Source organism: Streptomyces sp. BK79 (genome assembly GCF_044142145.1).
GTDB lineage: Bacteria > Actinomycetota > Actinomycetes > Streptomycetales > Streptomycetaceae > Streptomyces.
The window spans coordinates 23,340-49,055 of sequence record NZ_JBHVOC010000018.1; the positions used below are offsets into that span (position 1 = coordinate 23,340).

Genomic DNA, 25,716 nt, shown 5'->3' on the forward strand with positions numbered 1-25,716 from the left:
GATTCCACGGGAAGCGCGTGGTGCGTCCGCGGTGGGCGCGGTCGCCCGTCCGGCTGTGCGGACGGGGATCCATGGGGAGGAAGGCGATGCCATAGACTAGAAGTGGAGGCGTCGCCGTTTAACGAAGTGGAGGCGCCTCCACTTCGAGTACGTTAAGTGGAGGCGCCCCCGCTTGGCAAGTCCGGGCGTGCGTGTCAGGAACCGACGGGAGTCTCATGCCGAAGGAAACGGGGCGTTCGCTGCGGGCCGATGCCCAGCGCAACAGGGACAAGATCCTGGCCGCGGCGGTGCGGGTGTTCGCGGAGGAGGGGCTCGACGCCCACCTGGAGCGCATCGCGAAAGAAGCGGGTGTCGGCTCAGGCACCCTCTACCGCAACTTCCCCACCAGGGAAGTCCTCATCGAGGCGGCCTACCGCAACGAACTCGCCAGACTCTGCGACGCCGCACCGGCGCTGTTGTCGGCCCTCCCCCCGCGCGACGCCCTGCGTGCGTGGATGGGCCGCTTCATCGATTACGCCACCGCCAAGTTCGGCATGGCCGACGCGCTGCGTTCCCTGGTCGCATCGGGCGTCAACCCGTACGCCCAGAGTCATGAGTTGATCCTCAGGGCGCTCACTTCACTGCTCGACGCCGGCGTCGAAGCCGGCGCCGTCCGCGGGGACATCCAGGCGACCGACATGTTCGCCGCCCTCACCGGCATCGCCCTGGCCTCGGGCAGACCCGAACAGCGCGAGCAGGCCGAGCGGCTCCTCGACCTCACGCTCGACGGCCTCTGTGCCGGCACCTGAGCGCCCGACGACGCCGGCCGTCGGTCCCGTGCGACTTCCGCCCCCGTTCGCGCCGAGGACGCGAACCGTCCGACATGACGCAGTGACCCGGGCGACAGCCCTGTGAAAGGCAAGTGATGGAAGCGCCACCACGTGGCAGGATCGCCGACCGGATCAGGGTGGCGAGGGACCAACTGTTCGTCGGCAGGGAAGCCGAACTGCGTCTGCTGCGGGACGCCCTCGCAGGGGACCGTGACGCGCCTTCCGTCCTGTGGTTGCACGGCCCCGGAGGCGTCGGCAAGTCGGCGCTCGTCCGGCAGTACGCCAGAGAGGCGTCCGTCGCCGGACGAACGGTCGTGCAGGTCGACGGGCGAGCGGTGCCGGCTGCTCCCCGGGCGTTCGAGACGGCTGCCGAGGCGGCGGCGCGGGCTCCGCGGGCGCTGCTGCTGATCGACACGTTCGAGCACTGCCAAAGCCTGGAGAGCTGGCTGCGTGACGAGTTCCTGCCGGGACTGCCCGTCGACGTCCTGGTCGTGGTGGCGAGCCGGCACGCACCGGACGCGAAATGGTCGGCGGATCCGGGATGGGCGGGCGTACTCAAGGTGATCACCCTTGGAAGCCTCGCCGCGGACGAGGCGGAGGCCTTCCTGGAGAAGCGCGGAGTCGATCAGGCCCGACGCGGCGCGTTGCTGGCGTTCGCCGGCGGCCACCCCCTCGCTCTGGCGCTGGCCGCCCACGCGTCCGCCGGGCATGAACTGCCCGCTTCCCGGCCCTGGGAGCCCGTAGCCGAGGTCGTCGCTCCGCTGCTGTCCAGTATCTTGGGGGACCTGCCCGGCCCACGGCACCGACTGGCCCTCGAAGTCTGCGCACAGGCGCACTTGACCACCGAGACGCTGCTGCGTGCCGTGGTCGGTGACGACGCGCCCGAACTCTTCGCATGGATACGCGAACAACCTTTCATCGACCGCTGTGCCGAGGGTGTCTTCCCGCACGACGTCGTCCGTGAGGCACTCGCGGCCGACTTGAAGTGGCGCGATCCCGAGCGGTTCGACCAGTTGTACCGACGTCTCCACCGCCATCTGGTGGAGCGCATCGGCTCCGCCCCCGGCAGCAGGCTGCTCCAGGACGTGGGCTCCCTGCAATTCCTCTACCGGGGCGCCGGCTACATGGCACAGAGCCATGCGTGGTACACACCGGGACTGGTGGAGGACCACCCTTACGCTGCCTCGGACGAGGCCGACGTCCTGGCCCTCGCCGAGCGAGCCGAAGGCCCCGACGCGACCGGTCCGGTCCGTTACTGGCTCCAGACCCGGCCGCAGGACTTCCGCGTGCAACGGCTGCGCGGTACGTCGGCAGCCGCCGCCTTCTCGGCCTGGCTGCGCCCGGAACCCTCCCAGGGCCGCGCACACGATCCGGTCGCGGAGGCCGCCTGGGAGCACGTGGCGGCCCACGGCCCCCTCACGCCAGGGAAGCACATGGTGCTCGGCCGCTTCCACGTGTACCCACGCCACTACCAGAGACCCTCGCCGGTGATGGACCTGATGCTCTGGCGCATGCTGGGCGAACTGCTGCGCGACACCGACCTGGCCTGGTCGTTCATCGTGCTGCGGGACGACGGTTTCTGGGACGCCCACATGAGCTTCTGTGACATGACGCCGCTGGACCGGCCCGTCATGGTCAGCGGACACCCCTACCGGCTCTTCGCCCACGACTGGCGCGACATGTCGCCGAGGAACTGGCTGGCCGAGAAGCAGCGGACCCTGCTGACCGACACGGTCGGTGACGAGGATCTCACCGTCCCGGACCTGTCCGGGGTTACGGTGCCGACGTCGTCGCAGCCGATGTCCCGGTCGGAGTTCGCCGCCGCGGTCCGCTCGGCCCTGCGGGACCTTCGGCGCCCGGAAGCGTTGGAGGCCAACCCGCTGCGCAACAGCCGGCTCGTCGCCGACCATGGCATGACCTTGCGGGACGTACTGTCCGCCGCCGTCGCGGGACTCGTCACCGGCCGTGGTGGCGACAAGGCACACCAAGTCGCCGCCCAAGCCTTCCTGGAGGGCGCACCGACCCAGGAGGCGGCGGCGCGGCGGTTGCGAATGCCGTACAGCACCTACCGCCGACATCTGACGACCGCGACCGCGCGCATCGAGGAGAAGCTGTGGCAACACGAACAGTCGGGCTTGCCCCTGCTTCCGCCCTGATGCGCGGTCGCACGGTCACGGACGGTCGCCGGGCCGGGGCCGCAGCACCACCTTGCCCATGGTCTCGCGTGCTTCCAGCGCCGCGTGCGCCTGCGCGGCACGGTCGAGGGTGAACGACTGCACGACGGGACGGAACAGCCCCCGCGCCGCCCCGTGCAATGCGGACTCCTCCAGTCGCCGGATGCCACCGGGCAGCGCGGAGAGGGATGGCCCCACCACCAACTGTGAGGTGATGCCGTACTCCTCCAGCTCCGCCTCGGTGAACGTGGTGAAGTGCCCCTCGTCGGACGCCCAGCCGTAGTACAGGTGTCTGCCTCCTGAGCCCAGCGACTGCGCGGCGCTCCGGCCGAGACGGCCACCCACCCCGTCGAGGACGACGGTGGACGCCGCACCCCGCAGCGCCTCACCGAGGCGTCCCTCCCAGTCGGGCAGCGTGTAGTCCACGGCACCGTCGGCGCCCTGCTCCAGCACCGCCTCGGTCTTGCGTCCGCCACCGGCCAGGCCGATCACCCGGGCACCGGCCTGTCGCCCCGCTTGGACGAGCAGGGTCCCCAGCCCGCCGGCCGCCGCGGTCACCACCACCACGTCCCCGGCCGACAGCGCCGCCTGCTCGAGCACGCCGACGGCGGTGCGGCCTGTTCCTATCATGGTGACGGCGGCGGCGTCGTCCACACCGTCCGGGACGCGGTGCAGACTGTCGGCCGACGCCACGGCGTGCGTCGCGTAGCCGCCGTTGCGTTCCTGCCCGAGGTAGGCCACCACCCGGGCGCCGAGCCAGCCCGCGTCGACCCCGGCACCGACGGCGTCCACGACGCCCGCGGCCTCCCGGCCCGGTGTCATCGGGAGGCGGGGCAGCGCCATTCCCAGCTCTCTGCCCGCGCGGAGCACGGTGTCCATGAGGTGGACGCCGGCCGCCGTCACGGCGAGACGGACCTCGCCCGGTCCCGGCGAGGGAGTCGCGACCTCTTGGTACACCAGTGTCTCCGGGGGGCCGAAGACGTGCTGCCTCGCTGCGTACATGATGTTCCTCTTCCGATGTCCTGTCTGGCCCGCGGCAGTGTCAATGGCCCCGACCGGTCAGCAGGGTGAGGACCTCCTCGGCCGGGGTCATGGCCGCGATGTGTGCTGCCGCGTGCTGGGCGGCCGTCCGGTAAGAGGGCTGTCCCAGCACCCGGGTGACGGCGGCACCGGCCTGGTCCGCCGCGCTGATGACCTCGGCGGCACCGAGGGCAGCGGTCCGCTCCGCGTTCAAGGGCTTGTCCAGTCCCAGGGGCCAGATCACCATCGGGACACCGGCGCCGAGCACCGACAGCACCGTGCCGGCACCCCCGGAGGAGACGACCGCGTCCACCCCCTGGAGCAGCAGCCCCATCGGTACGAAGCCGGTCACCTGGACGCCGTCGCCCTTCACCGGCAGCGTCTCCCCCTCGGCCGACGGCGGTAGTGCCACCACCACGTTGACGTTCTCGCCGGCGAGCGACGCGATGATCTTCATGAGGGCCGCGGAGTCGTCGATGATGGTGCCCAGGGTCACCAGCACGCGCGGGAGGTGCTCACGGCCGGGGAACGACGGCCGGCGCCACCGGGTGGCCGCCTCGGACTCATGCGCCTCGGGTCGGATGGTGACGCGGTCCGCCGACGGTTTCCAGTCGTCACGCTGGAGACAGGCGGGCCAGGGGTCCACCGACGCGAAGGGCCGGGTCAGGGTGATGCCGCGCTCCGCGGCGCGTGCCACGGCCGTCGACCGCATCGCCTCGGCCAGGGGTGCCTCCAGTGCGATGCCCACACCGTGGGACGCCCACTCCACTCCCAGCTCCGAGGCGACCAGCGGGCCGAGGAAGTCCGCCGACTCCGCGATCACCAGGTCGGGGGCGAAGGCACGGGCCGCCGCCAGCGCCTCGTCGGCGCCCAGGTCGACCCGGGTGCCACCGAAGAACTCACCGGCGGTCGCCGGGGACATGTCGGTGGTGGCGTCCTTCCCGGTCCGCCGCTGGAACTCCACCAGGGTCGCCTCCAGCGTGGCCCCTGCCGGGACCACCGGAGCGGGAGCGACGACGGAAGTCAGCGACGCGTGCGTGAGGAACGCGGTGGTGTGACCGGCCCGGCGGGCGGCCCTCACCAGGGGAAGCAACGGCAGCAGGTGGCCGTAGGCCGGGGTACCGGAGAACAGGATGCGCATGGAACACCTTCGACAGAGCGATCGTCGGGCCGACGAGGAACATGCCACGGCGAATGGCGTGGCAGTGCCCGCGAAGGTCCGGCCGTCACGGACGGAGCCGGACCTCGTCCTCCCATCTTGGGGCGTCATGTCGGCCGCGACCCCTGCTGCGGGACGCTCGGAGTTGCTCACTTCCGCCCAGGGCCGCCACCGTGGCCGGGTTCACACGAGGGCCGCGAACTGCCGTGACTGCAGGACCAGTTCGCCGGCCGAGTCCCAGACCTCCACGTCTTCGATGACGTGGTCGTCCCTCAGCGCCTTGGTGCTGGTGCGTATCTGGAGCCAGCCGGGGGCGGGGTAACCGCGGATATGGGCCGTGAGCTGGACGGTCGGGAGCCATCCGACACGGCCGAAGGCGAAGGAGATCGGAGGCAGCGCGTGCACGGCGACCAGAAGCGCCAGGGGGTCCGGTTCACGCCCGTTGGCCAGCCGGAACCAGCCGTCGAAGTGTCCGGTGTGTGAGGGAGTACCGAAGGCCCAGCCGGCGCACTCGGGCGCCAGCCGTATGTCCACCCCGGCGAGGTGGCCGAGGCGTTCCGCCCTGCCGCCCGGGGCGTCGTCGCGGCTGATACAGGCCGAGGGCGGGGTGATGACAGGTGGCAGCGGAGTGTCCGCGGCCGCCTGGGAGGCGAGGGTTCCGTGCGACACGAGGGCACGCATCCGCTCGATCTCACGGTCGTCCTCGGTCCGCTGGGTCAGCGAGACCTGGCTCGTGGTGAAGCGGCTGCCGCGCTGGATGACGTCGGTGCGCACGCGGACCGCGCCCGGGCGCGAGGCGGTGAGGAAGGAGGCGCTGACGGAGCTGGGGAAGAAGCGCTCCGCACGCACGGCCGTGGCCGCCGCCGTCGCGCGGGCGGCGACGGCCAGCAGGATCCCCCCGTCGATGCCCTCGGCCGTGCCCCACACCGGTGACAGATGACTGTCGAATGTCCCTGGCGTGCCGGCTCGTCCGACGACGGACGTGGCCGTCAGGAAGTCGGTGCTGTTGGCGCTCTCCATCTGTTGCACCTCGGGATGGTATGAGCCAGGCCGCACACGCATACCGAGATGAACACCGAATGATCATCGGGTGGGCAGAGTTCGGCGGTTCCGGCGGGGTGCCGCCTTGCCGCGGGGGCGTCGGTGTGCACAGCCCCTCCGCAGTGACGAGTGAGCAGTGTTGAGCAGAAGTTGGCGTATCTGTGAGCGTCACCAGGCATGGACGCCGCAAACAGAAAAAGGTGGGCACTTCACCTCGCGCCCGCGACCCGCTGTTCCGTCGGCGACCGAGGGCCGGTTCCCCCGGACGCTGATGCTCCAGAAGGCACTCGGAGTGTCCGAAACCCACTTCGTCTGCTGAAACGATGCCCGAGCCGCGATGACCGACACTCCCGGTGACTACCGCGTTGGTCGAAGGGTTTCGCGCTCATCCTTCCCGTCCGCGGCCCCGCTCGCGGTCCGGAGCGGGACTGCGGACGGGAAGGATGAGGCCCTTCCTCCTATAAAGTGATCGATCTGTACGACGCCCATGTGGCCCCGTATGCGGTGACGCGCCGCGCGTCAGGGCCGAGCGCGGACGTTCAGCGTGACGGTGTCACCGAAGCCGGTGAGTCACGCCGCGTGACACAGCTGTGTGCTGTCTGGCTCACGGTGCGTCATGGGGAAGGGGTGACGTGAGATCGACCGTGCTCCACGAGCGCAGGCAGACACCGAGCCGCACGGGGCGGGCAGCCCAGCGCGGTGCACAGTGAGGAAGGACAGGAACGGAATGGCGACGGAAGACTCCGCCTCCCGCTCCGCCGGCGAGACCTCTCGCCCGCATGCTCCGGACCGGCGCGGCCGGTTCGCCGACAAGCTCGCCACGGCGAGAATGCACAACTTCGTCGGCCGTGAGGAGGAAGTCGCACTCTTCCGCCGTGCTCTCCGGGGAGAGCCGTCCGCGCCGTCGGTCATCGTCCTGCACGGACCGGGCGGCATCGGCAAGAGCGCGCTGCTCCAGCGCTACGCGGTCGAGGCCCGCGGCGCGGGCCGGCCCGTCGTCTCCGTCGACACCCGCACGATCTACCCCTCCCCGACCGCCTTCGAGCAGGCGGCGGCCGGTGCTCTCTTCCAGGACGACTGCGTCCTGCTGGTGGACAGTTTCGAGCGCTGCCGGGACATGGAGGAGTGGGTCCGCAACCGCTTCCTTCCCCGGCTGCCCACCGGTGTCCTCGTGGTCCTCGCCGGACGGCTGCCGCCCGATCCCCTGTGGCGCGCCGACCTCGGATGGCGTGACTTGATGAGGGTCGTCCAACTCCCCGAACTCGACGGAGACCAGGCGGCGGCACTCCTGGCAGGACAAGGCGCCGACCCGACGGCCCACCGGGCACTCCTCGGCTTCGCGGGAGGCAATCCACTCGCCCTGCGGCTGGCGGCCGAGGTCGCCGCTCACGGCAACACGGACGGCACGGTCTGGGCGCCGTCCCGAGCGGTCATCGAACAACTGCTGTCCCACCTCGTCGGCGAACTGCCCTCTCCCGCCCACCGTCGTGCTCTCGAAGTCTGCGGCCACGCGCTGGACACGACGGAAGACCTGCTGCGGGTGGTACTTCCGGAAGAAGACGCCACCCAGTTGTTCGCGTGGTTGAGGCAGCTTCCCTTCGTCCGTTCCGGCCGATACGGGGTATACCCGCACGACGTCATCCGTGACTCGCTGGACAGCGACTTCCGCTGGCGGGACCCGGACCGGTACATGGCGATGCACCGGGCGATCCGCCGTCATCTCGTCGAGCGCATCCGCAACGCGCCCGAGCGGGAGGCGCTGAGAGCCACCGGCGCCTACAACTACATCATCTCCAGGGCGCCGTGGATCCGGAAGTTCCACGGCAGCCGTGACGAGGGAGGCGCCTACGAGGAAACGGCGCGTCCGGAGGACGCCGCCGAGCTGGTGCGGATGACACGCGAGATCGAGGGCGAGCAGAGCGCGGCCGCGGTCTCGTACTGGCTGGCCAGGCAGCCCGATTCCTTTAAGGTGCACCGTCGCTACAGCTCCAACGAACTGCTGGGATTCATGGCGTGGCTGCGTGTCGAGTGGCCCGACGCGGAGACGCGGCGGGCCGATCCCGTCGTTGCGGAGGCGTGGGACGCCGTCAGCGACATGGCCCCTCCGCGCCACGGGGAACACGTCGGTGTCGCCCGGTTCATGGTGCACCGGCACACTCCGCACCGCCCGTCTCGGGCCTGGGACCTGGTCCACATGCGGATCATCTTCGAACTGCTGCGTGCGAGGCACTGCGCGTGGTCCTGTGTGGTGATGGCAGATCCCGGCTTCTGGGAGCCGCTGATGACCTACATGGACATGTTCCAGCCGCCGGGCCGGGCCGGACGGACACCGGGACTGTTCTGTCATGACTGGCGTGCCGTGCGTGTCGACGAGTGGGCCGACGGCATCGATGTCCGTCTGCTGAGCGGACCTCCGGAGAAGCCCGCGGAGGAACCCAGGGGGGCCGTCGTCGCTCTGACACGTGAGGAGTCCGACGCCGCCGTCCGTGAAGCGTTGCGGAACTGGCTCGACCCCGATGCGCTCGCCGTCAGTCCGCTGCTCAAGTTCAGAATCATCGAACCCGATGACGGCCCTGAGGCGGTGGCGGCTCTGCAGGAGGTGCTCAACAAGGCCGTCCAGCGGCTCCAGGCCAACCCCCGTACCCGGCACCTGCACTCCGTACTGACGACGACCTTCCAGTCGTCGCTCACCCAGGAGGCCATGGCACGGCGCCTCAACATGGCGTTCAGTACGTACCGTCGCTACCTGACGCGAGCCATCGATGAAGTACAGGAACGGGTGTGGCTGTGGGAGACACAGGGACACGTGCCTGACTGACACCGTGCGCCTGCCGGCCGGGTGCGCCGGCAGGCGCGCACCCGCTCGGCGGAAGTCCCTCGCGAGTGGTCGCGCGAGGCGGAGCTGGGCGTATGCGGCCAGGACGAGCCAGGTCCTGCGGTCGGCGGCCCGTTGGAGCGACCGGCGGGAGCGAACAGGCTCACCCCGGCCCGGGGGTCCGTCGCGGGTTCAGGATTCTGCGCGCGAAGACAGGGAGGCCGGCCGGTGCACCGAAACCCACCCACCCCGGCCCTGGCCGCTCCCTCGGCTCGAATACCGGCTCATCGCCTCTGCAGGTGCCTGGGCATTCCGATCAACACAGACCCACACGATGCGCGGGTCGCGGCGGCGGTCATGGTGACGGAACGCGCGCGCGACTTCCACGAACCGGCAAGCTCAGACCGCGTCGTTCGATGATGAGGTGCGGGGTGCCACGAGACCGCAGTCATAAGCGAGCACCACGGCTTGAACCCGGTCGCGCAGGTGGTATTTCTCCAGGATGTGGGCGACGTGGGTTTTCACCGTGGTCTCGCCGATCCCCAGTTCCCGCCCGATCTCGGCGTTCGAGAGCCCTCGCGCCAGCGTCCGCAGGACGTCCAGTTCGCGTGCCGTGAGTGCGTCCAGGCGAGGGGGCGGTGAGGGAGTGGTCTGCGACGGCATACCGGCGAAGCGGTCGAGCAGCCGTCGCGTGACACGGGGAGCGAGTACGGCATCCCCGGTCGCCACCATGCGGATCGCCTCGACCAGGGAATCCGCCGGCCCGTCCTTCACCAGGAAGCCACTCGCTCCGGACCTCAGCGCGTCCACGACATGGGCGTCCAGATCGAAGGTGGTGAGGATGATGACTCGGCTGGACGGGTTGTTGCGGACGATCAGCTCGGTGGCTTCCACACCGTCCATGTTGGGCATCCGGATGTCCATGAGGACGACATCGGGAGACAGCCGCTCGGTCTCCGTGACGGCTTCCTGGCCGTCGGACGCCTCCGCCACGACCTCGATGTCGCCCTCGGCCTCCAGGATGAGCCGGAAACCCGTACGGATCATGGGCTGATCGTCGGCCAGCAATACTCTGATGGGCCGCATTGGTCTGAGTTCCCTCGTCAAGGTGTCGTCGGTCGGATCATGACAGGTCGAGCACGGCGTGCACACAGTAGCCGCCCCCGGGCCGTGGCCCCGTGTGCAGGGTGCCGCCCACCGCTGCGATCCGCTCACGCATGCCCACCAGGCCGTGACCGGCGCCGGGTGCGACCGCCGCGGTGTCCCGTGGTGCGGGCGCCGGGTCGGCCGGGCCGTCGTCGCAGATCCGGATGGTGAGTCGCTGCGGCTGATCGTCCCAGACGAGGTTGACCCGGACACGGGTCGGACCGGCGTGCTTCAAGGTGTTGGTCAGTGCTTCCTGAACGATGCGGTAGGCCGTCAGGTGCGTACCGGCGGGCAGGGCGATCGGTGTGCCCGACACGGCGAAGTCGACGTCCAAGCCGGTGGCCCGCACCGAGTCGACCAACGAGGGCACGGCGTCGACGGTCGGCTGCGGCGGCTCCTTGGAGGGGTCGCGTCCCTCCTCCTCTTCTTCGGTACGCAGCACGTCCAGCAGCCGGCGCAGCTCCGTCACGGTGTCCCGGCCGGTCTGCTCCACCGCGGCGTGCAGCTCATGGGCCTTCTCCGGGGTGCGGTCCTGCACGCGGTCGGCCGCGATGGTCTGCACGACCATGAGGCTCACGTTGTGCGCGACGATGTCGTGCAGCTCGCGGGCGATGCGCGCTCGCTCGTGCATCACCGCCGCGCGCGCGTTGGCGGCCTGCTCGCGCTCCAGCGCGGCCGCGCGTTCGAGGGCTTCGTCGCGGATCGCGGTACGGGCTCTCGCGAGGCGGCCGAAGGCCCAGGCCGCAAGCAGGAGCACGACCACGGTGGCGCACGCGGCCAGCCGGTGTCCCGCCGGTGCGAGCAGCCCCTCGGCCAGTGCGTCGAGGGGCACGAACACCCCGGCGACGGCGGTGGTGAGCCAGGGTCCCCGGCGTACCGCCGTGAGGAACACGGATGTGGCGACGGCCAGGTAGGTGGGACCGATCGAGGTGCCCTGCGGCCCGGCCACCTGCGGCACGTAGGCGAGCCCCTGCAACGTGGTCGCCGCCGAGGCCGTGATCAGCAGACTGACCAGGGGTGCGCGGCGGTGCACAGCGAGCGGCGCGGCGGTCAGCAGGACGAGGACGAGCCACCAGGTGTCGGGTGTGCGCAGCGCCTGGTCGTCCGCGGGGATGATCCGGGGAAGCGCCAGACAGCCCCCGATCACCAGGAGGGCCAGCCCCGCGTCGGTCACGGCGGGTGGTATGCCGTGCCCGGCCACGGACCTGATCGCTCTCATGGTGCAACAGTAGGGCGGCTCCGGCGCCGGGCCACCGTACGTGGGGTGGAGCCGGACCGCCGCCTCTCGTTCCCGCTGCCTCCTCCTCAGGGCGGAGGCAGCGGGAACCATGCCGGCGTGCGCAGGGTCGCGGACCCGCGCCGCCGGCTCAGCCGGCCGCGGGATCCGGGGCGGGACCGTCGACGGCGAAGCGCTGGCGGAGGGCGGCCAGACCACTGCCGTAGAGCTGCTCGACGAGTGCCCGGGCGCCGGCGGTGTCCGTCGCGTCCTCTTCCGACTCCGCCGACCACTCGACGAACGCCTCGTCCGTGTCCACCACGGGCAGCACCCGGAGCGTCGAGACGCTGCGGCGGACCGGGAAGGGGTGCTCCACCAATTCGTAGGTGAAGGTGCGCCGTGCGTCGTCGAGGGCGGTCAGGCGCTCCAGGACCTCGGTGTCGCCATCGGCGAACCGCAGTCGCCGCAGCGCCCCGACCGAGGCCGGGCCGCCTTCCTCCAGGACGCTCGAAGCGATCGCCGGATGCCAGAGCGGCAGGCCGTCGAAGGGACGGACGACCTCCCAGACCGCGTCGGCGGGGGCGGGGACGACAGTGCTGACATACGTGCGGGCCATGAACGTGCTCCGATGTGTTGGAAGGGTTGCTTCGCGCGGGGTGCGCGGGTGCTCAGACGCCCGCGGTGGCGAGGAGGTCCCGGGTCACCGCCGCGAGGCGGTGGCGGTACTCGGGAGACAGGGCGTCCGGCTCCGAGGGGGTCGACTGGTCGAAACTGTGGAAGTACTTACCGGTCACCCCGGCCAGTCCGGGATCGTCCACCAGGCGGCGGGTGGCCGCGACGCCCTTGGCCAGGGGTTCGTCGGCCGGGATGCCGGAGTCCTTCGTCATGGTCGTCGCCATGAAGGTCGCGGGGTGGACGGCGTTGACCGTGATGCCGGTTCCCTCCAGCCGGCGGGCGAGGTCCACCGAGTGACTGATGAGGGCCAGCTTGGAACGGCAGTAGGCGTCCGCCTGGCTGAAGCCGCGCTCGTGCTGCGGGTCGTCGAAGTCGAAGAGCTGCTGGCCGACCGAGGCGACGTTGACGATCCGAGCGGCGGTTGCCTTCCGCAGCAGGGGCAGCAGTTCCTGGGTGAGCAGGACCGGGGCCAGGTAGTTCACCGCGAGGCGCAGCTCGTGTCCGTCGGCCGAGATCTCCCGGTCCGCACTGCCTGCCCGGAAACCCACCCCCGCGTTGTTCACGAGGACGTCCAGGTGGTCGTACCGGGCGGTGACGTCGGCCGCGAGACGCCGGGTGGCCGAGAGGGAGGCCAGATCGGCGGAGAAGACCTCACCTCCGGTGATCCCGGCCACCTCGGCGAGCCGTGCCGTGTTTCGTCCGTGCAGCAGTAGGTGGTGTCCGTCCTGGGCGAGGTCCTCGGCCAGTGCTCGGCCGAGTCCGTCGGACGCTCCGGTGATCAGGATGGTGGCCATGGCAAGGCCTCTCTGGGCGGTGGGTGTGGCGATGTCTCCCGGCCGTCGGCCGGGCGATCAACTAGTGTCAGCGTAACTCAACATGTGTTGAGTCTGTCGACAGGTGTTTGCCGGACTGGCGGGCGCCCACGCCGCCATGGCCGTGCCCCTGGTGGGTGAGGGGGCCGACTACCATGGGCTGGCGCAGGTCGGGAGCGGCCACCCGTCGCCTCGCCTCAGGCGAGAGCCGCAGGAGTGGAAGGGACACGCAAGTGGGACAACGTCCGCAGACCCCGGCACAACAACCGTCCCCGGGGGCCGCACGTAGCTGGGCCCGGCCCGCCCCTCGCGGCGACGTACGTCTGGAGGCGCTGCTCAGCGCCGCCGAAGCGCTGCTGGCGGAGAAACCGTTCACCGAGGTGTCCGTCGGAGAGGTCGCCGCCAGAGCGGGTATCTCACGGCCCACCTTCTATTTCTACTTCGACACCAAGCATTCGCTGCTGGCCGCCCTGCTGGAGCGGGTCATGCACGACAAGCTGGAGATCGCCCTGCGCGGCTTCGGCACCACCGAGACCGATCCGGATCCCCAGCGCACCTTCGAACAGAACTACGCGGAGATCCTGGCGCTGTGGCGCGAGCACTCCGCCGTGGTGGTCGCCGCGTCGGACGCGATGGCGTCCGACGCGGAACTGCGCGAGGTGTACACCGGACTGCTCAGACTCTTCATCGAGCCGGCCACCGCGTGGATCGAACAGGAGCGTGCCACCGGCCGCGCCCCCGCGGGAACCGACGCGGCGACGCTGGCCACGACTCTGGTCTGGATGAGCGAGCGGAACCTCTACGCCGCGCTCCTCGGCATGGAACCGAAGGTGTCCGACGAGCAGCGGGTGGCCGCGCTCGCGGAAATCTGGATCCGCAGTGTCTTCGGCACGGGACCGGGAACCGCCGTGTGACCCAGGAGACGGCACGGGTGCGGGCGCCTGCGTCCCCGGCCGTCTCGTCTCAGCGGCCGGCCAGGTCGAGTGCGGCGGTGAGCGCCACCGCCAGACCGAGGACAAGGGCGGGCATGGCCGTGACGACCGTATCCCCGGCCCGCCGGTGAAAGACGAGCGCACCGGCCATCAAGAGGACGATGCCGATCGCCGCACCGGTCGTCAGCGGTGGATACCACAGACCGAGTGCCAGTCCCGCTCCGCCGATGACTTCCAGCACCCCGATGCCCTGCTGGCCCCGGACCGAAAGCCCGAGCCGCCCAGCGTCCGCTCGCATCGCCGGGGCTCCCACGATCTTCGCCGTACCCGCACCCACGTACACCGCGCACAGCAGTAGTGCCACGACCGTCGTGACGAGACGCATCTTCTGTCCGTCCTTCCGTGAAGTCCGGACGCGCTGGTGATCGTCGGCGCGTCCTCCCCTCATCGTCGTTCCCGCCCGGCACCGTCCTCGCCCAGCGGCCGGGGTGTGCGCAAAAGGAGACCGGGCGGGTACCGGCGACTGCTCACTTACTGGCCGGATGCGGCTCGTTCGCCGGTCACGGCGCCCGGCCGCCGCGCGCGGTGCGTACGTTGTCGGTGTCCGCCAGATCCCCGTCGGCCCGCGTCCTGTCGTGACGCGGCGCCGGTTCTCCGGCCGGGGAGCTGAGCCGGCCGCCGACACACCGCACGACACGAAGGATGCAGCATGGCAACCACGCGTTCCGCCCACACCGTGTGGGACGGAAACCTCACCGAAGGCACCGGAGTCGTGGCCTTCGACTCCTCCGGCACCGGCCGGCAGCCGGTGACATGGCCCTCGCGGGCGGAGGAGGCGAGCGGCAGGACAAGCCCCGAGGAACTGCTCGCAGCCGCCCATTCGAGCTGCTTCTCGATGGCGCTCGCGCACGCCCTGACCGAGGCGGGCACCCCGCCCACCCAGCTCGTCACCTCGGCCGACGTCACCTTCCAGCCGGGTGAGGGCATCACGGGCGTGCACCTCACGGTGGAGGGCACCGTCGCGGGTGTCGACGGCGACGTCTTCACCGCCGCGGCGGAGGACGCCAAGGCCAACTGTCCCGTCAGCCAGGCCCTGTCAGGCACGCCCATCGCCCTGTCGGCCAAGCTCGTCTGAGCCGGTCGGGTCCTTCGGCGACGCCGCGCCCCACGACGTGGGACGCGGCGTTCCGCCGTGGCAGGGTCCGGCCCGGTCGGAGGAGGGCAGCCGAGGGCCCTCGCCGTCTCCTCGGTGTCGCATCCGTCCGCCAGCGGGCGGAGCGCGGCGATCTCCCACGGGGAGGGCGGGTCCGTCCGGGCGGTCATGGCACCGGAACGGGACCGGCTCAGCTCGGCGATCCGCCGCAACAGCCGTCCCCGGAGTCGGACGGCAGGGTGCCGTCGCCTCGGAGCGCCGTCAGAGCGGCCTCGTACAGGTGCTCGGAGGGAGGCTTCCTCGGACCGCATGATCGCCCGCACGCGGGCGGCGAGGGCTGCCAGCAGATCCGAGTCGCTCAGGTGCCGCACCACCAGGACCGAGCGGGTGTCCGCTCCCCGGCCGTGACCGTGCGATCGCGCTGCGGTGGTGCCGTCCCAGGTGTCGGCGACGAAGACGGCCACCGTGCCGGGGTGGCGGACGCCGGGTCGACCAGGCGCACGGCCGGATGGCGTTCGAGCTGATGCGTGGTCGCGACGCGGGACACGGGATCGGTCCCGTGGACGGCTACGGGCAGAAGGTGCTCAGCTCTGCTCTCACCCGCTCGGGACCGGGCGCCCGCGAGTGTGACGGGGTGGTGGACAATCGGCTCGCGTCGGCACGGATCAGTCTCTGATCAGGATGCGCCGCAGCCAGTCGAGCCGGGTGGCGCGGGCCTGCCGGGACAGGGCGGCGGCGGGGGCGAGGAAGTCGAAGCCGGGGAAGGCGCCGGCCCACACGTGCAGTTCGGCGTCACCGCCGGCCGCCCAGATGCGCTGCGCATAGGTGACGACCTCGTCGCGGAGGATGTCGAGAGCACCGACCTCCAGATAGGTGGGTGGCAGGCCGGAGAGAGGAGCGGTGTAGGGGGTGATGTCCGAGGCGCCAGGCAGGTCGCCGAGGACGTGGGCCCAGGCGTCCTCGTTCGTTTTCGGGGCGCCGGCGCACGGAGGGGCGGGCCGGGCAGCCGACGCCGTGCCGGTACGGTCGTCGAGCATGGGGGAGAGCAGCATCTGCCCCAGCGGACGCAGATGGAGGCGGTCGCGCAGCCGCAGCGTCAGTCCTCCGGCCAGCGTGCCCGCGCCCCCGAAGCCGAGCAGGACGACGCGTTCGGCGTCCACCGCGAGGTCGTAGGCGCAGGCGCTCAGCCAGGTCACCACCGTCAGACAGTCCTCCGACGTGACCGGGGAGCGGTGGTCCGGCGCGGACCGGGGGTCGACGGCGACGACCGCGGCGTTCAGCTCCCGGGCCAGCCGCAGGTAGTAGGCGAGATTCTGACGTGTGGGACCTACCCTCGGGCCGTCCCCGTGAGGCAGGAGAAGCACCGGCAGCCGGCCGAAGGCTTCCGCGGGCCGGCACACCAGCACGGGCACGTCGGGTGCCGGACCCCGGACGGACGCCCGGCGCTCCTCGATGAGGAAGGCGCCGTCGCGCCGGAGGTCGTCGAGGGTGGGTGTGCCGCGCGAAGGGCCGGGGCGGGCCAGGGAGGCGAGTTCAGGGTCGACGGGCGGTGTCGGACCGGGCATGGGCGGGTCTTTCCGAGGTCAGGGGTGCGGGTGAGGGAGCGGGGACTTCCCGTAGCCCTCATGGTCCGCGCCGTGGGTGGTGCGGTGTGCGGAGGCTTGACTGCGGCGCGGTGTCCCGGCCGGACCACTGGGGCGTGCGGCACGGACCGCACGTCAGCCGAGCCTCCGCATCTGATTATCGTGGCCGTCGCGTTCCCCGGAGCGCGACCTCGGTGCCCGCCGCTCCGACGCAGAGGACCGTTGCCACGGCGATCAGGGCGTGACCGCAGCATCCGAACCGCTGGCCGGCGGACCGTCACACGGCGCGGTGGTGACCGGAGTCCCGTCGCCCACTGCTCGGGCGGGTACCCGGGCGCACAGGTCGCCGAGCGAAGGGTGCCGCCGGTCAGCCTCGGTCTTTCCCGCGCGGCCCGGTACAAGGCGTCGGCACGGTCTACGCATTGTGCCGTTGTCGCCCGGACTCCTTCGCCTGCACAGGTCTGACGGGCAGTCGTGGGAACGGCATCTCTTCCGGTTCCTCGTGGGTCCAGAACCCATGGTGCGTTGGTGGTATGTCCCTGGGTGGTGCGCCCTGCTTTCGGCCGTCGGGCACACGCCGTGCGGTCGGGCGGGCACGCCGGACGTGGATGACCGTGCTCAAGCACTGTCGTGGCCGTCGGAGAGGCCCAGCAGGAGGGTGCGCCCCCGCTGCGTGGAGCAGTTGACGTACAGGCCGGCCCGGCCGAGTCGTTCGTGAAGGCGGACGATCCTCGCCTGCAAGGCGCGCTTGCTCATCGGCCTGTCCACGGGACCGAGCAGAAGCCTCAGCTCATGGCAGCACCAGGGCCGCGTCGCGAGGCACAGCATGTCGAAGAGCAGTGCCTGGGAGGACTGCCGCGGTCGCAGCGGGTGGCTGCCCGGGGCGTACAGCAGGTTCCCGCGGCTGGGCTTCCGCGAGTCGAGCCAGCGTCGTTCGGCGGCGATCCGGCTGGCCAGTTCCCTCGCGGGCGCAGTGCGGGACATCACGTTGGCGGCACCGGCGAGCAGGAGCGGGGCGGGGTCGGACTCCTCGGGGACGAGGACGACGACCGCCGAGAGGTTGCTGAGTGCGCGTACGCGCTGGGCCAGTGTCTCGTTCCACCGGCAGTCCGGGACGTCGAGGACGGTGAGTGACCTCTGCCGGGCGTGCAGCAGGGTGCTGTACGCCCGTTCCGTGCCCCAGCCGTGGATCAGCGTCGGGAACACATGCTGACTGCGGAGGCTGCGGAGCAGGGCGGCCGTTCGCTCGCGGTGCAGCGAGAGGACGACGTCGACGGGGTAGGTGACGGGGGCGTCACCCTCAGCGAAATGTCGGAGGGGCGAGGCGGGTGACAGGTCGGCAAGAAGCATGTTGATGCCTTCTGGCAGGAAAGTCGAGTGCGTATGCGGATAGGTGGATATGCTGCGCGGGCACTCGTCCCCGTGTGAAGTCATGGCCATGCTCAATAACTGCTCGGCGATGTCCAGCGGTGGGAAGTGGCGGACCGGGCTGTCGGCGTCTCACCGCGCTGCCTCCACAGAGCGGACCGGGGCGTCCGCCAGCCCCGGCGCAGCGCGGAGATACGCAGGGCGAAGGCGAGTACGGCGGCGCACACGGCACCGGTCACGCCCAGGTGGCCGGCCGCGTGCAGCGCGGCGGTACCGCCCGCGCCGACGAGGGCCGGGAGGACGTAGAGGTCCTGGTCCCACCGGAGTACCGGGGGTATCTCCCCGGCGAGGACACCGCACGCGAGACCGCCGCCCACGGCGGTGGTGACGCCCAGGGCGACGGCCGGGAGCGGTGCGAAGCCGTGGTCCAGTGCCTTGACGGTACCGGTCACACTGAACAGGCCCAACGCGCCGGCGTCGCAGACGGCGGAGACGGAGATCAGGCGCGGGGTGGGCCGCAGGACGAAGACGAGTACCGCGGCCACCGGCGGAACCAGGCAGTACCCGATGTCGGTGAACGCCACCGGGGGCAGGCGCAGCACCAGATCCCGGAAGAGACCACCGCCCGTGCCCGCGGCCTCGGCGAGCAGCAGGGTCCCGAAGAAGTCGAAGTCCTTGCGAACGGCGAGGAGGGCACCGCAGAGGGCGAAGGCGAGGATACCGGCCAGGTCCAGGGGGTACAGGACGGCGGTGAAGAGGGAGTTCATCGGCAAAGGGCTCGGTTCGGCTGGTTCGGACTGGTGTCGTACGCGGGCGGTCGCGGTCCGCCGCCCTCCGGTCAGCGCGGCCCGGTCGGCCGGCGGCGCAGCGCCGCCTGCACCAGGCGGTCCACCAGTTCGGGGTAGCTGACCCCGGCCGCCTGCCACATCTGCGGGTACATCGAGATGGGGGTGAAGCCGGGCATGGTGTTGATCTCGTTGATGACGGACTCGCCGTCGTCGGTGAGGAAGAAGTCCGCGCGGACCAGCCCCTCGCAGGACGCCGCTTCGGGTCGTGCCGGCGGGCCTCGGCGATCGCCTCGTCCAGCCCGGCCAGGCCGTCCTCCTTGGTGATGCCGATCGAGGAGCCCGCCCGCGCGGACTTCACGAACAGCGGCCAGCCGTGCTCGCCGGCGAAGTCGACGATCCTCTTGCGGGCGGCGCAGGCGTCCCGCTCCCACTCGCGCGGCCGGATCACCACGTACGGGCCGACCTCCACAGTCCCGGACGGGCCGAGTTCGCATCACAGAGCCATTTCGCGGGTGACGCCCCGAGTCGCCAATGCCGACTTCAATGCTCTCACCGCGTGGTACGAGCGCGACTTGACAGTTCCGCTGGGGATACCCAGATCTTCCGCCACCGCGCGGGTGCTGAGGTCGAGGAGATAGACGCGCTGCAGAATCTGTCGGTGGTTCTCACTCAGATCCCTCATAGCATCGCGGATGACGAGTTCGGCGAGCACGGAGCGGGTGTGATCGGTTGCTTCCTTGTCGCCGGCCTCGACGTCGGTCACGGCTTCGAATCGGCTCCCGTTCGACCGGAACTCGTCTATGGCCAAGTTTTTGATGACAGTCTTCAGCCACGGCCTGACGCGCAATTCCCTTTCCGGTTTGTCGCGCATCTGGAGCCAGGCTCGCAGTATTGCCTCCTGCAATAGATCCTCGGCGCGGTGCCAGTCACCTCCCAGTTTGTGGTGAGCGAATCGCCTGAGATCCGCGCCGTGTTGTCGATATATGTCCACCAAGGTCTCGTATGATTCGGCCTCGCGCAGCATGTCATTCCTGGGCTGAACATCTGATGACAACTTTCTGACCTCCTTATGAACCTCGAAACTCCGCATGGAGATGCTCGGAAGCTTCGTCATCTCGGAAAGTCGCTGAAGGGTCAGGACCTGATGACGTCGGGCGGAGGTCAGTCGTCGTCGATATCGAGAACTGTGCGCCTCACGGAACGTAATATTACTGAGAGTCGTCGGTGTGCACCGGCGAATGAGCATTGATTGGTCATCATGTGAGCACTACCTCGCTTTGCCTCCCCTATGAGGCAGTAAGGGGAGACGAGGCGAGGTAGCCGACGCCGTCAACCGTTCGGCGGGACCCGGGAGACGGGTAAGGCGCCACTTCCGGGGGCAGTATCTCGTGCAGTCCGGGGTGATGGCCGCTGCACTTTGTCGAGCGGGGGACACCGTCGGCGAGGCGACCGCGGTGCGCGATCGACTCCGCGTCGCGGCCCGCGACGTCGGCGGCCTGGCAAGGTGCGCGGTGTCCCGGGGTGCGACTACCGCCACCTGCGGCGATGGCTCGTTTCCCGTGCCATCCGGCACCGCCTTGACCGCAAGGGCATCGAGTCGTCCCGACACTTGGTACGGCACCGCTGGGTCGTGGAGGAGACCGTGCCCCGGCTGTCCGGCTGCCACCGCCTGCACCGCTGCGGCGGGCGCAAGCCGGACTACTTCCTTGCCATCACCGCCATCGCTGCACCCCTTGTACGGCACCGCAGGCCGACCAAGTGAAACGGCGCCTTGATCGAGGTCTGCACACCCCTGACCAGGCCGGTTCGTGCGGCCGATGGCGGGGGAGCGAGCCACCGCGGACGCCGGTCACCTGCTCCCCCACGGTGCGTCAGCCTTCTTGCTCCTTCACCGTGTCGCTGCTCAGGAAGTCGAGCAACAGCTCATTCACTGTGTCGGGGACGTCCAGGTGGGGCCAGTGCCCGGCTTCGTCCAGGCGCTCGTACCGCCACGGTGCGTTCATGTAGGCGGCGGACCCGGTCATGCCGAGTTCGGTGTTGTACGGGTCGTGCGCTCCCCATATGCCCAGAGCCGGGACCGGCACCGGCGGCAGTTGGACGGAGTTGGTCAGGGACTCCGGGGGCAACACGGCACGGTACACGTTCAGCGCCGCCGTCAGAGCGCCGGGCTCCTTCATCCGCTCCACCACGGCGTCCAGGTCCGGGTGGCTGCCGAGGAAGTGCCGGAAGTTGTGGAAGTCGTCCGCGGACAGCCACTGTTCGGCCACCCCCTGGAACTGGAACAGCAGCATGTACCAGATCCGTCGCAGCTGCACGAAGTCCGCCTCGGCAGTGCAGGCGTCACCGAAGGCCGTGGGGTGGCCGACAGCCAGCGCGGTGAGGCTGAGAACACGCTCGGGGTGTACGGAGGCCAGCGCCCATACCGTTGCCGCACCCCAGTCGTGCCCCACCAGGTGGGCCTTGTCGACTCCGTACTGGTCCAGGACCCCCATCAGGTCCACGACCTGGTGCACCAGGTCGTAGTCGGTGACGGACGCGGGCTTGTCGGACCCGCCGTGCCCGCGGACGTCCAGGGTGATGGCCCGGTAGCCCGCCTCCGTCAGGGCGCGCACCTGGGCGTTCCACACGTGCCGGGTGTCGGCGAAGCCGTGCACGAGCAGGACCGCCGGGCCCTCCCCATGTGATTCGGTTTCCAGCGCGAGGGGGACACCGTTCACCGTCGTACGCAAGGTCATGCCGCCTTTCTTTCTGTGCTTGGCCCGGCGAGCCTAGGAACGCCTCCTTCACACTCGCTTGCACACGGCCTTCACCCCGTGGCGGACCACGCGGCGTCCGCCGTCCCCCTCGGGGCGGTTCCCGCGGGTCGTCCGCGCAGGGCCAGGTCCAGCGCGGCGGAGCGGGGCATCCCTTCTCCGGTCGCTCGAACGTGCAGGAACCGCTCGGTGCCCAGCGCTCGCCGCCCCTCCACCTCGACCTCCCGGCGCCAGGCGGCGAAGACGGGCCAGCAGTCGGCTTCCACGGATCGCCGCAGCGATTCGGACGCGCCCAGCAGGGTCGAGGCACGGGTGTGTTCACCGGCCTGCGAGGCCGTCCGGCTCACGGCGAGCAACGTCACCGACAGCCCCCACACCGCGTCCATCTCGGCGAACAGCCGACAGCTCTCTTCCAGATAGGCGGTGGCCCTGGCCGGTCGGCCGACCTCGAGCTCGGCGCCGGCCCGCACGACGCCGTACCAGGCGATGCTTTTGGGGTCGTGGGCGGTCGGCACTGCGGAGAGCGCGGAGGGCAGCGGCCGAGGTGACGTCGACCGCTCACCGAGGACGCGGCTCAGCGCGAGCATGATGTCGAAGATGAGCGCCCACTGCTGCAGCCAGCCGTGGCTCAGTTCTGCGGCCAGCTCCGTGGCGGTCCGCAGCAGCCGCTCGGCACGGTCCAGGTCCTGTGCCGTGACCGCCGCGAGTCCGCGACTGACCAGGACATAGGTGCGTCCCTCGATGTCGCCCAGATGGTCGAAGAGCGCGGCCGCCTCGTCACAGGCGTCCTCCGCCCCGGCCAGGTCGCCCTGGATCGTCGCCAGGCAGGCCGCCCCGGCCAGGGCGTAAGCGCGCAACGCCGCCGGGGTCTCGTCGTCACAGATCGCCAGGATGTCACTGACGTACCGTCGGCCTTCCGCGTACCGGCCGTGCAGTTCCCAGAACTGCACAAGGGCTGCGGCCATGCGCAGGGCGCTCATCGCGTCACGGGTCTGCAGGGATCGGTCCAGGGCCGCTCGGATGTTGGCGTACTCGGTCTCGAGCCGACGCAACCACGCCGGGGACGCGCCGCTGCGCAGAGCTTCGCCCGCGGACTCCGTCAAGTCCGCGAAGTGAGTGAGATGTCGGGCGCAGATCAGGGTGTGGCGCTCACCGCGGCGGCGCAGCTCTCGCGAGGCGAACGCCCGGATCATCCGCAGCATCCGATAGCGGTAGTGTCCCTTCTCGGTGACCTCCACCGAGACCATCGACTTCTCGACCAGACCGCTGAGGACGTCGAGGACCTCATGCTTGTCGAAACCGGTGCGGGGACCGGCGCAGACGGCTTCCGCGGCCGCCAGGTCGAAGCCGTCGGCGAAGACCGAAAGGTAGGCGAGGAGGCGTTGCTCGGCCGGGTCGAGCGCGTCGTGACTCCAGGCGATCACTTCTTGGAGTGTCCGATGCCGAGCCGAGGCGAGGGCGCCGCGCGTGCGCAGGCCGTCCGGCCGCTCGGCCAGATGGGCGGCGATGGTGGCCACGGCAAGGCTGCGCGTGTTCGCCGCGGCGAGTTCGACGGCCAGCGGCAGCCCGTCGACGCGCTCGCACACCGCGACGACGTCGGGCAGGTTCGCCCCGGTCAGCTGGAAGGCATCGCCCGACCTGGCGGCCCGGTCGGTGAACAGCCGCACCGCAGCGGCCTCGACCGCGGCGGGCGCGCCCTCCCGCACCAGATCCGGCACCGGAAGTCCGGACACGCCGATCACCTGTTCGGCGCCGATGCCCAGGCGCTGACGGCTGGTCACCAGAATGCGCAGGTCCTCGACCCGTGCGAGCAGGGTCGCCGAAGCCTGGGCGACGTCGGCGAGCCGGCGATCGCCGTTGTCCAGGACCAGCAGGGCACCGGAGTGGCGCAGAGCCCGGACGACGATGTCGAGCGAGGTGAGCGGGGGAGCGGCCAGCAGACCCAGCCGGAGGGCGACCGCGTCGGTGACCTCCTCTCGCGTGCCTGGTCCGGCGGATGCCTCGGCCAGCTCCACCCAGACGACCGCGCGGGCCGAAGCGGCCCGCATCCGTGCGGCGGCCTCCAGAGCCAGCCGACTCTTGCCGCTCCCGCCGGCGCCCACCAGCGTGACCAGCCGGTGCCTGGCGAGTTCGGTCGCGATCTGCTCCAGTTCCCTTTCCCGGCCGAAGAACGGAGTGAGAGCTGCGGGAGGCTCTCCGCGGAGCACCTGCCGGGATACGGGCTGCTCGCGCCCGTCCTCCGAGCCGGCGGTGATTACGGACCGGGCGCGCAGCAACGACTGGTCTTGCCGCAGGATCGCTGTGTGCAGAGCGCTGAGCTCCTCACCGGGTTCGACACCCAGTTGGTCGAGCAGCGCCTCCCGCGCTCTCCTGAAGGTGTCGAGCGCTTCACTCTGCCGCCCAGCGCGGTACCGGGCGAGCATGAGCTGATACCACAGCCGTTCCCGCAGCGGATGCTCCCTGGTCAGTGTCGCCAAGTCGGGCACGACAGCTTCGTGCTCGCCCAGGGCCAGGTCCCCTTCGATACGCAGTTCCACGGCGTCCAGCCGCAACGCCTCCAGCTTCGCCGTCACCGGCTGGGCGAAGGGCGCGTCGGCCCAGTCGCCGAAGGGCCGCCCGCGCCATAGCCCCAGTCCCTCGCGCGCCAGCGTTCCGGCGGCTTGGTGCCGTCCGCGTGACGCGGCCGTACGCGCTGACGCCACCAAGTCCTCGAAGCGGTGGGCGTCCACGGCCGAGGGCGGCACGTTCAGCACGTATCCCGAACGGGTGGTGACCAGCACCTTGTGCGCGTCGATACCGGAGGTGGCCAGGCATTTGCGCAGTTGGGACATGCGTACGTGCAGCATCGGGACCGCGTTCGACGATGCGGTGTCCCCCCACAAGTCCAGTACCAGCCGGTCGTAGGAGACCGAACTCCCCCTGTGGGCGAGGAGCACCGCCAGGAGGGCCTGATGCCGTGGACGGCCCAGAGGAACGTCTGCCCCGTCGTGCAGCATGCGCAGAGGGCCCAACAGTGCGAAATCCATGCGGTGAAGATTACTTTCAGTTGTATCAGCGGTTGCGGTCCGCTCGTCGTCGCGGCGCAGCGCGGGAAGCTTCAGGGCCCAGGCCCGCGTGTATCCGCCTACTCTCACTGGCCGACCGAACCTCATTCGTGACATGGATGCCCATCACGAGACGAGCGTCCCAAGGCGTACGCTCCCCGGAAGTGCCGGTGTGCGATGAACACCTGAAGGTGTCGGCCGGTCAGGACAGGGGTGGGCCACTGATGTACACGCCGTCGCTGTCGTAGGGCCAGGCGTTGGCCGTGCACCCGTGCAGGCCCTTGATCTGCTGCATCATCACGGGTGCGGGCCGGCCCTCTCCTGAACAGGCCTCGTGACCATGCCCGAGGCGGTGCCCCACCTCATGGTTGATGATGAGAGCCCGGTAGTCGTGCAGGGAGCCGTCGAACTGCGGGGATCCGAGCATCCAGCGCTTGAGGTTGACCACCACGACCGAGCCCACCGAACAGTTGACCTCGCCCTGCGTGTCCAGGCCGGCGGCTCCGCAGATGGCGTCGACCGTGCCCGGCGAGGCCACCTGCACGGTCAGCGCGGCCGGTCCGGAGGTGACCATCTGAAACGCCTGTCCGCCAGCCGTCCACCCTCGGGGGTCGGCCAGGACGGAGTTTATCTCCCGCGCCGTTTCCGCCGGAGACACGTCCAGGGAGTCTTCCACCTGAACGCGGTACCTCATGGGCGTACCGGAACCGACCGGGGCCGAACTCTCCTGAGCGGTGGTGAACGTTCCAGATCCGGTGAGCGGCACGGTGGGTGTGGGTGTGGGTGTGGGTGTGGGTGTGGAGGGAGTCGGCTGTGGGGGTGACGCCGACCGAGTCTGGGTGCTCCAGGCACCGGGCCCGCCGCCGGCGGTTCCATCGGCGGCAGGGGCCGCCTGATCCTGGCACCCGCTCATCAGCGGGACGAGCGCCAGGAGTGCGCAGCCCAGAAGCGCGGCGCTCAGCCGCTTCCCACGGGCCGTCTCGGTAGGACTGGACAGATGTCGCCGCATGATTCCTCCTTCGGAGCGCGCGAGGTGCGCTGGGTGTGTCGAAAGCGGGTGCATGGCCGTTAACGGAGCTGAGTGGTACGAGGTTCAACCAACCGGTGTTCTCCGTTCGCGGTTGCACCCGTCCACTCGCCACCGCCGCTGGACACCGGCCCCCCGGCACTCAGCACCAGACGTGCCCCCGCCGGGGAAGACCCCCAGCCGTCGGCACGCGATCCGCAG

Annotated in this window: 20 protein-coding genes and 3 pseudogenes; 7 read left to right on the forward strand and 16 right to left on the reverse strand. The window is 70.4% G+C overall.

Annotated features, from left to right (window positions below; translation table 11 throughout):
* Positions 1–215: 215 nt before the first annotated feature.
* Positions 216–788, forward strand: a complete 573-nt coding sequence (locus ACFIF2_RS22770; RefSeq protein WP_395575051.1) for a TetR/AcrR family transcriptional regulator — start codon at positions 216–218, stop codon at positions 786–788.
* Positions 789–904: 116 nt separating this feature from the next.
* Positions 905–2,965, forward strand: coding sequence for an ATP-binding protein (locus ACFIF2_RS22775; protein ID WP_395575052.1), 2,061 nt, complete (start codon positions 905–907; stop codon positions 2,963–2,965).
* 15 nt (positions 2,966–2,980) lie between these two features.
* On the opposite strand, the gene ACFIF2_RS22780 is transcribed toward ACFIF2_RS22775, so the two are convergent.
* The 3 genes from ACFIF2_RS22780 to ACFIF2_RS22790 all read right to left on the reverse strand — a co-directional run bounded on the left by ACFIF2_RS22780 (position 2,981) and on the right by ACFIF2_RS22790 (position 6,182).
* Positions 2,981–3,985 carry a zinc-binding dehydrogenase gene (locus tag ACFIF2_RS22780; protein WP_395575053.1) on the reverse strand — a complete coding sequence of 335 codons (1,005 nt, stop codon included), beginning with the start codon at positions 3,983–3,985 and terminating at the stop codon, positions 2,981–2,983.
* Positions 3,986–4,025: 40 nt separating this feature from the next.
* Positions 4,026–5,144: a glycosyltransferase gene (locus ACFIF2_RS22785; RefSeq protein WP_395575054.1), complete on the reverse strand. Its 1,119-nt coding sequence runs from the start codon at positions 5,142–5,144 to the stop codon at positions 4,026–4,028.
* 201 nt (positions 5,145–5,345) lie between these two features.
* Positions 5,346–6,182: a thioesterase family protein gene (locus tag ACFIF2_RS22790; RefSeq protein WP_395575157.1), complete on the reverse strand. Its 837-nt coding sequence runs from the start codon at positions 6,180–6,182 to the stop codon at positions 5,346–5,348.
* A 748-nt stretch (positions 6,183–6,930) separates the two neighbouring features.
* Here ACFIF2_RS22790 and ACFIF2_RS22795 point away from each other — a divergent pair.
* Entirely contained in the window at positions 6,931–9,021 is a 2,091-nt protein-coding gene (locus tag ACFIF2_RS22795; RefSeq protein WP_395575055.1) for an ATP-binding protein, read from the forward strand.
* A gap of 129 nt (positions 9,022–9,150) precedes the next feature.
* Positions 9,151–9,293: pseudogene (locus ACFIF2_RS22800) on the forward strand (transposase); the annotation flags it as partial.
* A 124-nt stretch (positions 9,294–9,417) separates the two neighbouring features.
* Here the strand turns inward: ACFIF2_RS22800 and ACFIF2_RS22805 are convergent.
* From ACFIF2_RS22805 to ACFIF2_RS22820, 4 genes are all read right to left on the reverse strand, one after another.
* Positions 9,418–10,104 carry a response regulator gene (locus tag ACFIF2_RS22805; RefSeq protein WP_395575056.1) on the reverse strand — a complete coding sequence of 229 codons (687 nt, stop codon included), beginning with the start codon at positions 10,102–10,104 and terminating at the stop codon, positions 9,418–9,420.
* A gap of 37 nt (positions 10,105–10,141) precedes the next feature.
* Complete coding sequence (locus ACFIF2_RS22810) at positions 10,142–11,383, reverse strand: sensor histidine kinase (RefSeq protein ID WP_395575057.1); 1,242 nt, start codon at positions 11,381–11,383, stop codon at positions 10,142–10,144.
* A 148-nt stretch (positions 11,384–11,531) separates the two neighbouring features.
* Positions 11,532–11,996, reverse strand: coding sequence for an SRPBCC family protein (locus tag ACFIF2_RS22815; RefSeq protein ID WP_395575058.1), 465 nt, complete (start codon positions 11,994–11,996; stop codon positions 11,532–11,534).
* A gap of 52 nt (positions 11,997–12,048) precedes the next feature.
* Entirely contained in the window at positions 12,049–12,849 is an 801-nt protein-coding gene (locus tag ACFIF2_RS22820; RefSeq protein ID WP_395575059.1) for an SDR family NAD(P)-dependent oxidoreductase, read from the reverse strand.
* A 251-nt stretch (positions 12,850–13,100) separates the two neighbouring features.
* Here ACFIF2_RS22820 and ACFIF2_RS22825 point away from each other — a divergent pair, with 251 nt between their 5' ends.
* Entirely contained in the window at positions 13,101–13,781 is a 681-nt protein-coding gene (locus ACFIF2_RS22825; protein ID WP_395575060.1) for a TetR/AcrR family transcriptional regulator, read from the forward strand.
* 49 nt (positions 13,782–13,830) lie between these two features.
* Here the strand turns inward: ACFIF2_RS22825 and ACFIF2_RS22830 are convergent, their stop codons facing one another.
* On the reverse strand, positions 13,831–14,184 hold the full coding sequence (locus ACFIF2_RS22830; RefSeq protein ID WP_395575061.1) for a DoxX family protein: 354 nt from the start codon (positions 14,182–14,184) through the stop codon (positions 13,831–13,833).
* A 324-nt stretch (positions 14,185–14,508) separates the two neighbouring features.
* Here ACFIF2_RS22830 and ACFIF2_RS22835 point away from each other — a divergent pair, with 324 nt between their 5' ends.
* Positions 14,509–14,934, forward strand: coding sequence for an OsmC family peroxiredoxin (locus ACFIF2_RS22835; protein ID WP_395575062.1), 426 nt, complete (start codon positions 14,509–14,511; stop codon positions 14,932–14,934).
* Between the two features lie 683 nt (positions 14,935–15,617).
* On the opposite strand, the gene ACFIF2_RS22840 is transcribed toward ACFIF2_RS22835, so the two are convergent.
* From ACFIF2_RS22840 to ACFIF2_RS22860, 5 genes and pseudogenes are all read right to left on the reverse strand, one after another.
* Positions 15,618–16,517 (reverse strand): alpha/beta hydrolase, encoded by a 900-nt coding sequence (locus ACFIF2_RS22840; protein ID WP_395575063.1) that lies wholly within the window; start codon positions 16,515–16,517, stop codon positions 15,618–15,620.
* 636 nt (positions 16,518–17,153) lie between these two features.
* A complete protein-coding gene (locus ACFIF2_RS22845; protein WP_395575064.1) occupies positions 17,154–17,885 on the reverse strand; it encodes a hypothetical protein in 732 nt (243 codons plus the stop codon).
* A gap of 92 nt (positions 17,886–17,977) precedes the next feature.
* Positions 17,978–18,670 carry a trimeric intracellular cation channel family protein gene (locus ACFIF2_RS22850; RefSeq protein WP_395575065.1) on the reverse strand — a complete coding sequence of 231 codons (693 nt, stop codon included), beginning with the start codon at positions 18,668–18,670 and terminating at the stop codon, positions 17,978–17,980.
* A gap of 71 nt (positions 18,671–18,741) precedes the next feature.
* Positions 18,742–19,160: pseudogene (locus ACFIF2_RS22855) on the reverse strand (D-alanine--D-alanine ligase A); the annotation flags it as partial.
* Positions 19,161–19,184: 24 nt separating this feature from the next.
* On the reverse strand, positions 19,185–19,805 hold the full coding sequence (locus tag ACFIF2_RS22860; RefSeq protein ID WP_395575066.1) for a sigma-70 family RNA polymerase sigma factor: 621 nt from the start codon (positions 19,803–19,805) through the stop codon (positions 19,185–19,187).
* A 357-nt stretch (positions 19,806–20,162) separates the two neighbouring features.
* Between ACFIF2_RS22860 and ACFIF2_RS22865 the strand changes: the two are divergent.
* Positions 20,163–20,453, forward strand: a pseudogene (locus ACFIF2_RS22865) (IS5/IS1182 family transposase); the annotation flags it as partial.
* A gap of 109 nt (positions 20,454–20,562) precedes the next feature.
* On the opposite strand, the gene ACFIF2_RS22870 reads toward ACFIF2_RS22865, so the two are convergent.
* The 3 genes from ACFIF2_RS22870 to ACFIF2_RS22880 form a co-directional block, all read right to left on the reverse strand.
* Positions 20,563–21,426: an alpha/beta fold hydrolase gene (locus tag ACFIF2_RS22870; RefSeq protein ID WP_395575067.1), complete on the reverse strand. Its 864-nt coding sequence runs from the start codon at positions 21,424–21,426 to the stop codon at positions 20,563–20,565.
* Positions 21,427–21,497: 71 nt separating this feature from the next.
* Positions 21,498–24,470: a BTAD domain-containing putative transcriptional regulator gene (locus tag ACFIF2_RS22875; protein ID WP_395575068.1), complete on the reverse strand. Its 2,973-nt coding sequence runs from the start codon at positions 24,468–24,470 to the stop codon at positions 21,498–21,500.
* Between the two features lie 220 nt (positions 24,471–24,690).
* The gene (locus ACFIF2_RS22880) at positions 24,691–25,551 is read right to left on the reverse strand and encodes a DUF3152 domain-containing protein (RefSeq protein ID WP_395575069.1); all 861 of its coding nucleotides are present in this window, start codon (positions 25,549–25,551) and stop codon (positions 24,691–24,693) included.
* Positions 25,552–25,716: the final 165 nt, after the last annotated feature.

Coding starts and splice junctions, on each gene's coding strand:
- ACFIF2_RS22770 (WP_395575051.1), top strand. CDS start 216: ATGCCGAAGGAAACGGGGCGTTCGCTGCGGGCCGATGCCCAGCGCAAC.
- ACFIF2_RS22775 (WP_395575052.1), top strand. CDS start 905: ATGGAAGCGCCACCACGTGGCAGGATCGCCGACCGGATCAGGGTGGCG.
- ACFIF2_RS22780 (WP_395575053.1), bottom strand. CDS start 3,985: ATGTACGCAGCGAGGCAGCACGTCTTCGGCCCCCCGGAGACACTGGTG.
- ACFIF2_RS22785 (WP_395575054.1), bottom strand. CDS start 5,144: ATGCGCATCCTGTTCTCCGGTACCCCGGCCTACGGCCACCTGCTGCCG.
- ACFIF2_RS22790 (WP_395575157.1), bottom strand. CDS start 6,182: ATGGAGAGCGCCAACAGCACCGACTTCCTGACGGCCACGTCCGTCGTC.
- ACFIF2_RS22795 (WP_395575055.1), top strand. CDS start 6,931: ATGGCGACGGAAGACTCCGCCTCCCGCTCCGCCGGCGAGACCTCTCGC.
- ACFIF2_RS22805 (WP_395575056.1), bottom strand. CDS start 10,104: ATGCGGCCCATCAGAGTATTGCTGGCCGACGATCAGCCCATGATCCGT.
- ACFIF2_RS22810 (WP_395575057.1), bottom strand. CDS start 11,383: ATGAGAGCGATCAGGTCCGTGGCCGGGCACGGCATACCACCCGCCGTG.
- ACFIF2_RS22815 (WP_395575058.1), bottom strand. CDS start 11,996: ATGGCCCGCACGTATGTCAGCACTGTCGTCCCCGCCCCCGCCGACGCG.
- ACFIF2_RS22820 (WP_395575059.1), bottom strand. CDS start 12,849: ATGGCCACCATCCTGATCACCGGAGCGTCCGACGGACTCGGCCGAGCA.
- ACFIF2_RS22830 (WP_395575061.1), bottom strand. CDS start 14,184: ATGCGTCTCGTCACGACGGTCGTGGCACTACTGCTGTGCGCGGTGTAC.
- ACFIF2_RS22835 (WP_395575062.1), top strand. CDS start 14,509: ATGGCAACCACGCGTTCCGCCCACACCGTGTGGGACGGAAACCTCACC.
- ACFIF2_RS22840 (WP_395575063.1), bottom strand. CDS start 16,517: ATGCCCGGTCCGACACCGCCCGTCGACCCTGAACTCGCCTCCCTGGCC.
- ACFIF2_RS22845 (WP_395575064.1), bottom strand. CDS start 17,885: ATGCTTCTTGCCGACCTGTCACCCGCCTCGCCCCTCCGACATTTCGCT.
- ACFIF2_RS22850 (WP_395575065.1), bottom strand. CDS start 18,670: ATGAACTCCCTCTTCACCGCCGTCCTGTACCCCCTGGACCTGGCCGGT.
- ACFIF2_RS22860 (WP_395575066.1), bottom strand. CDS start 19,805: ATGACGAAGCTTCCGAGCATCTCCATGCGGAGTTTCGAGGTTCATAAG.
- ACFIF2_RS22870 (WP_395575067.1), bottom strand. CDS start 21,426: ATGACCTTGCGTACGACGGTGAACGGTGTCCCCCTCGCGCTGGAAACC.
- ACFIF2_RS22875 (WP_395575068.1), bottom strand. CDS start 24,470: ATGGATTTCGCACTGTTGGGCCCTCTGCGCATGCTGCACGACGGGGCA.
- ACFIF2_RS22880 (WP_395575069.1), bottom strand. CDS start 25,551: ATGCACCCGCTTTCGACACACCCAGCGCACCTCGCGCGCTCCGAAGGA.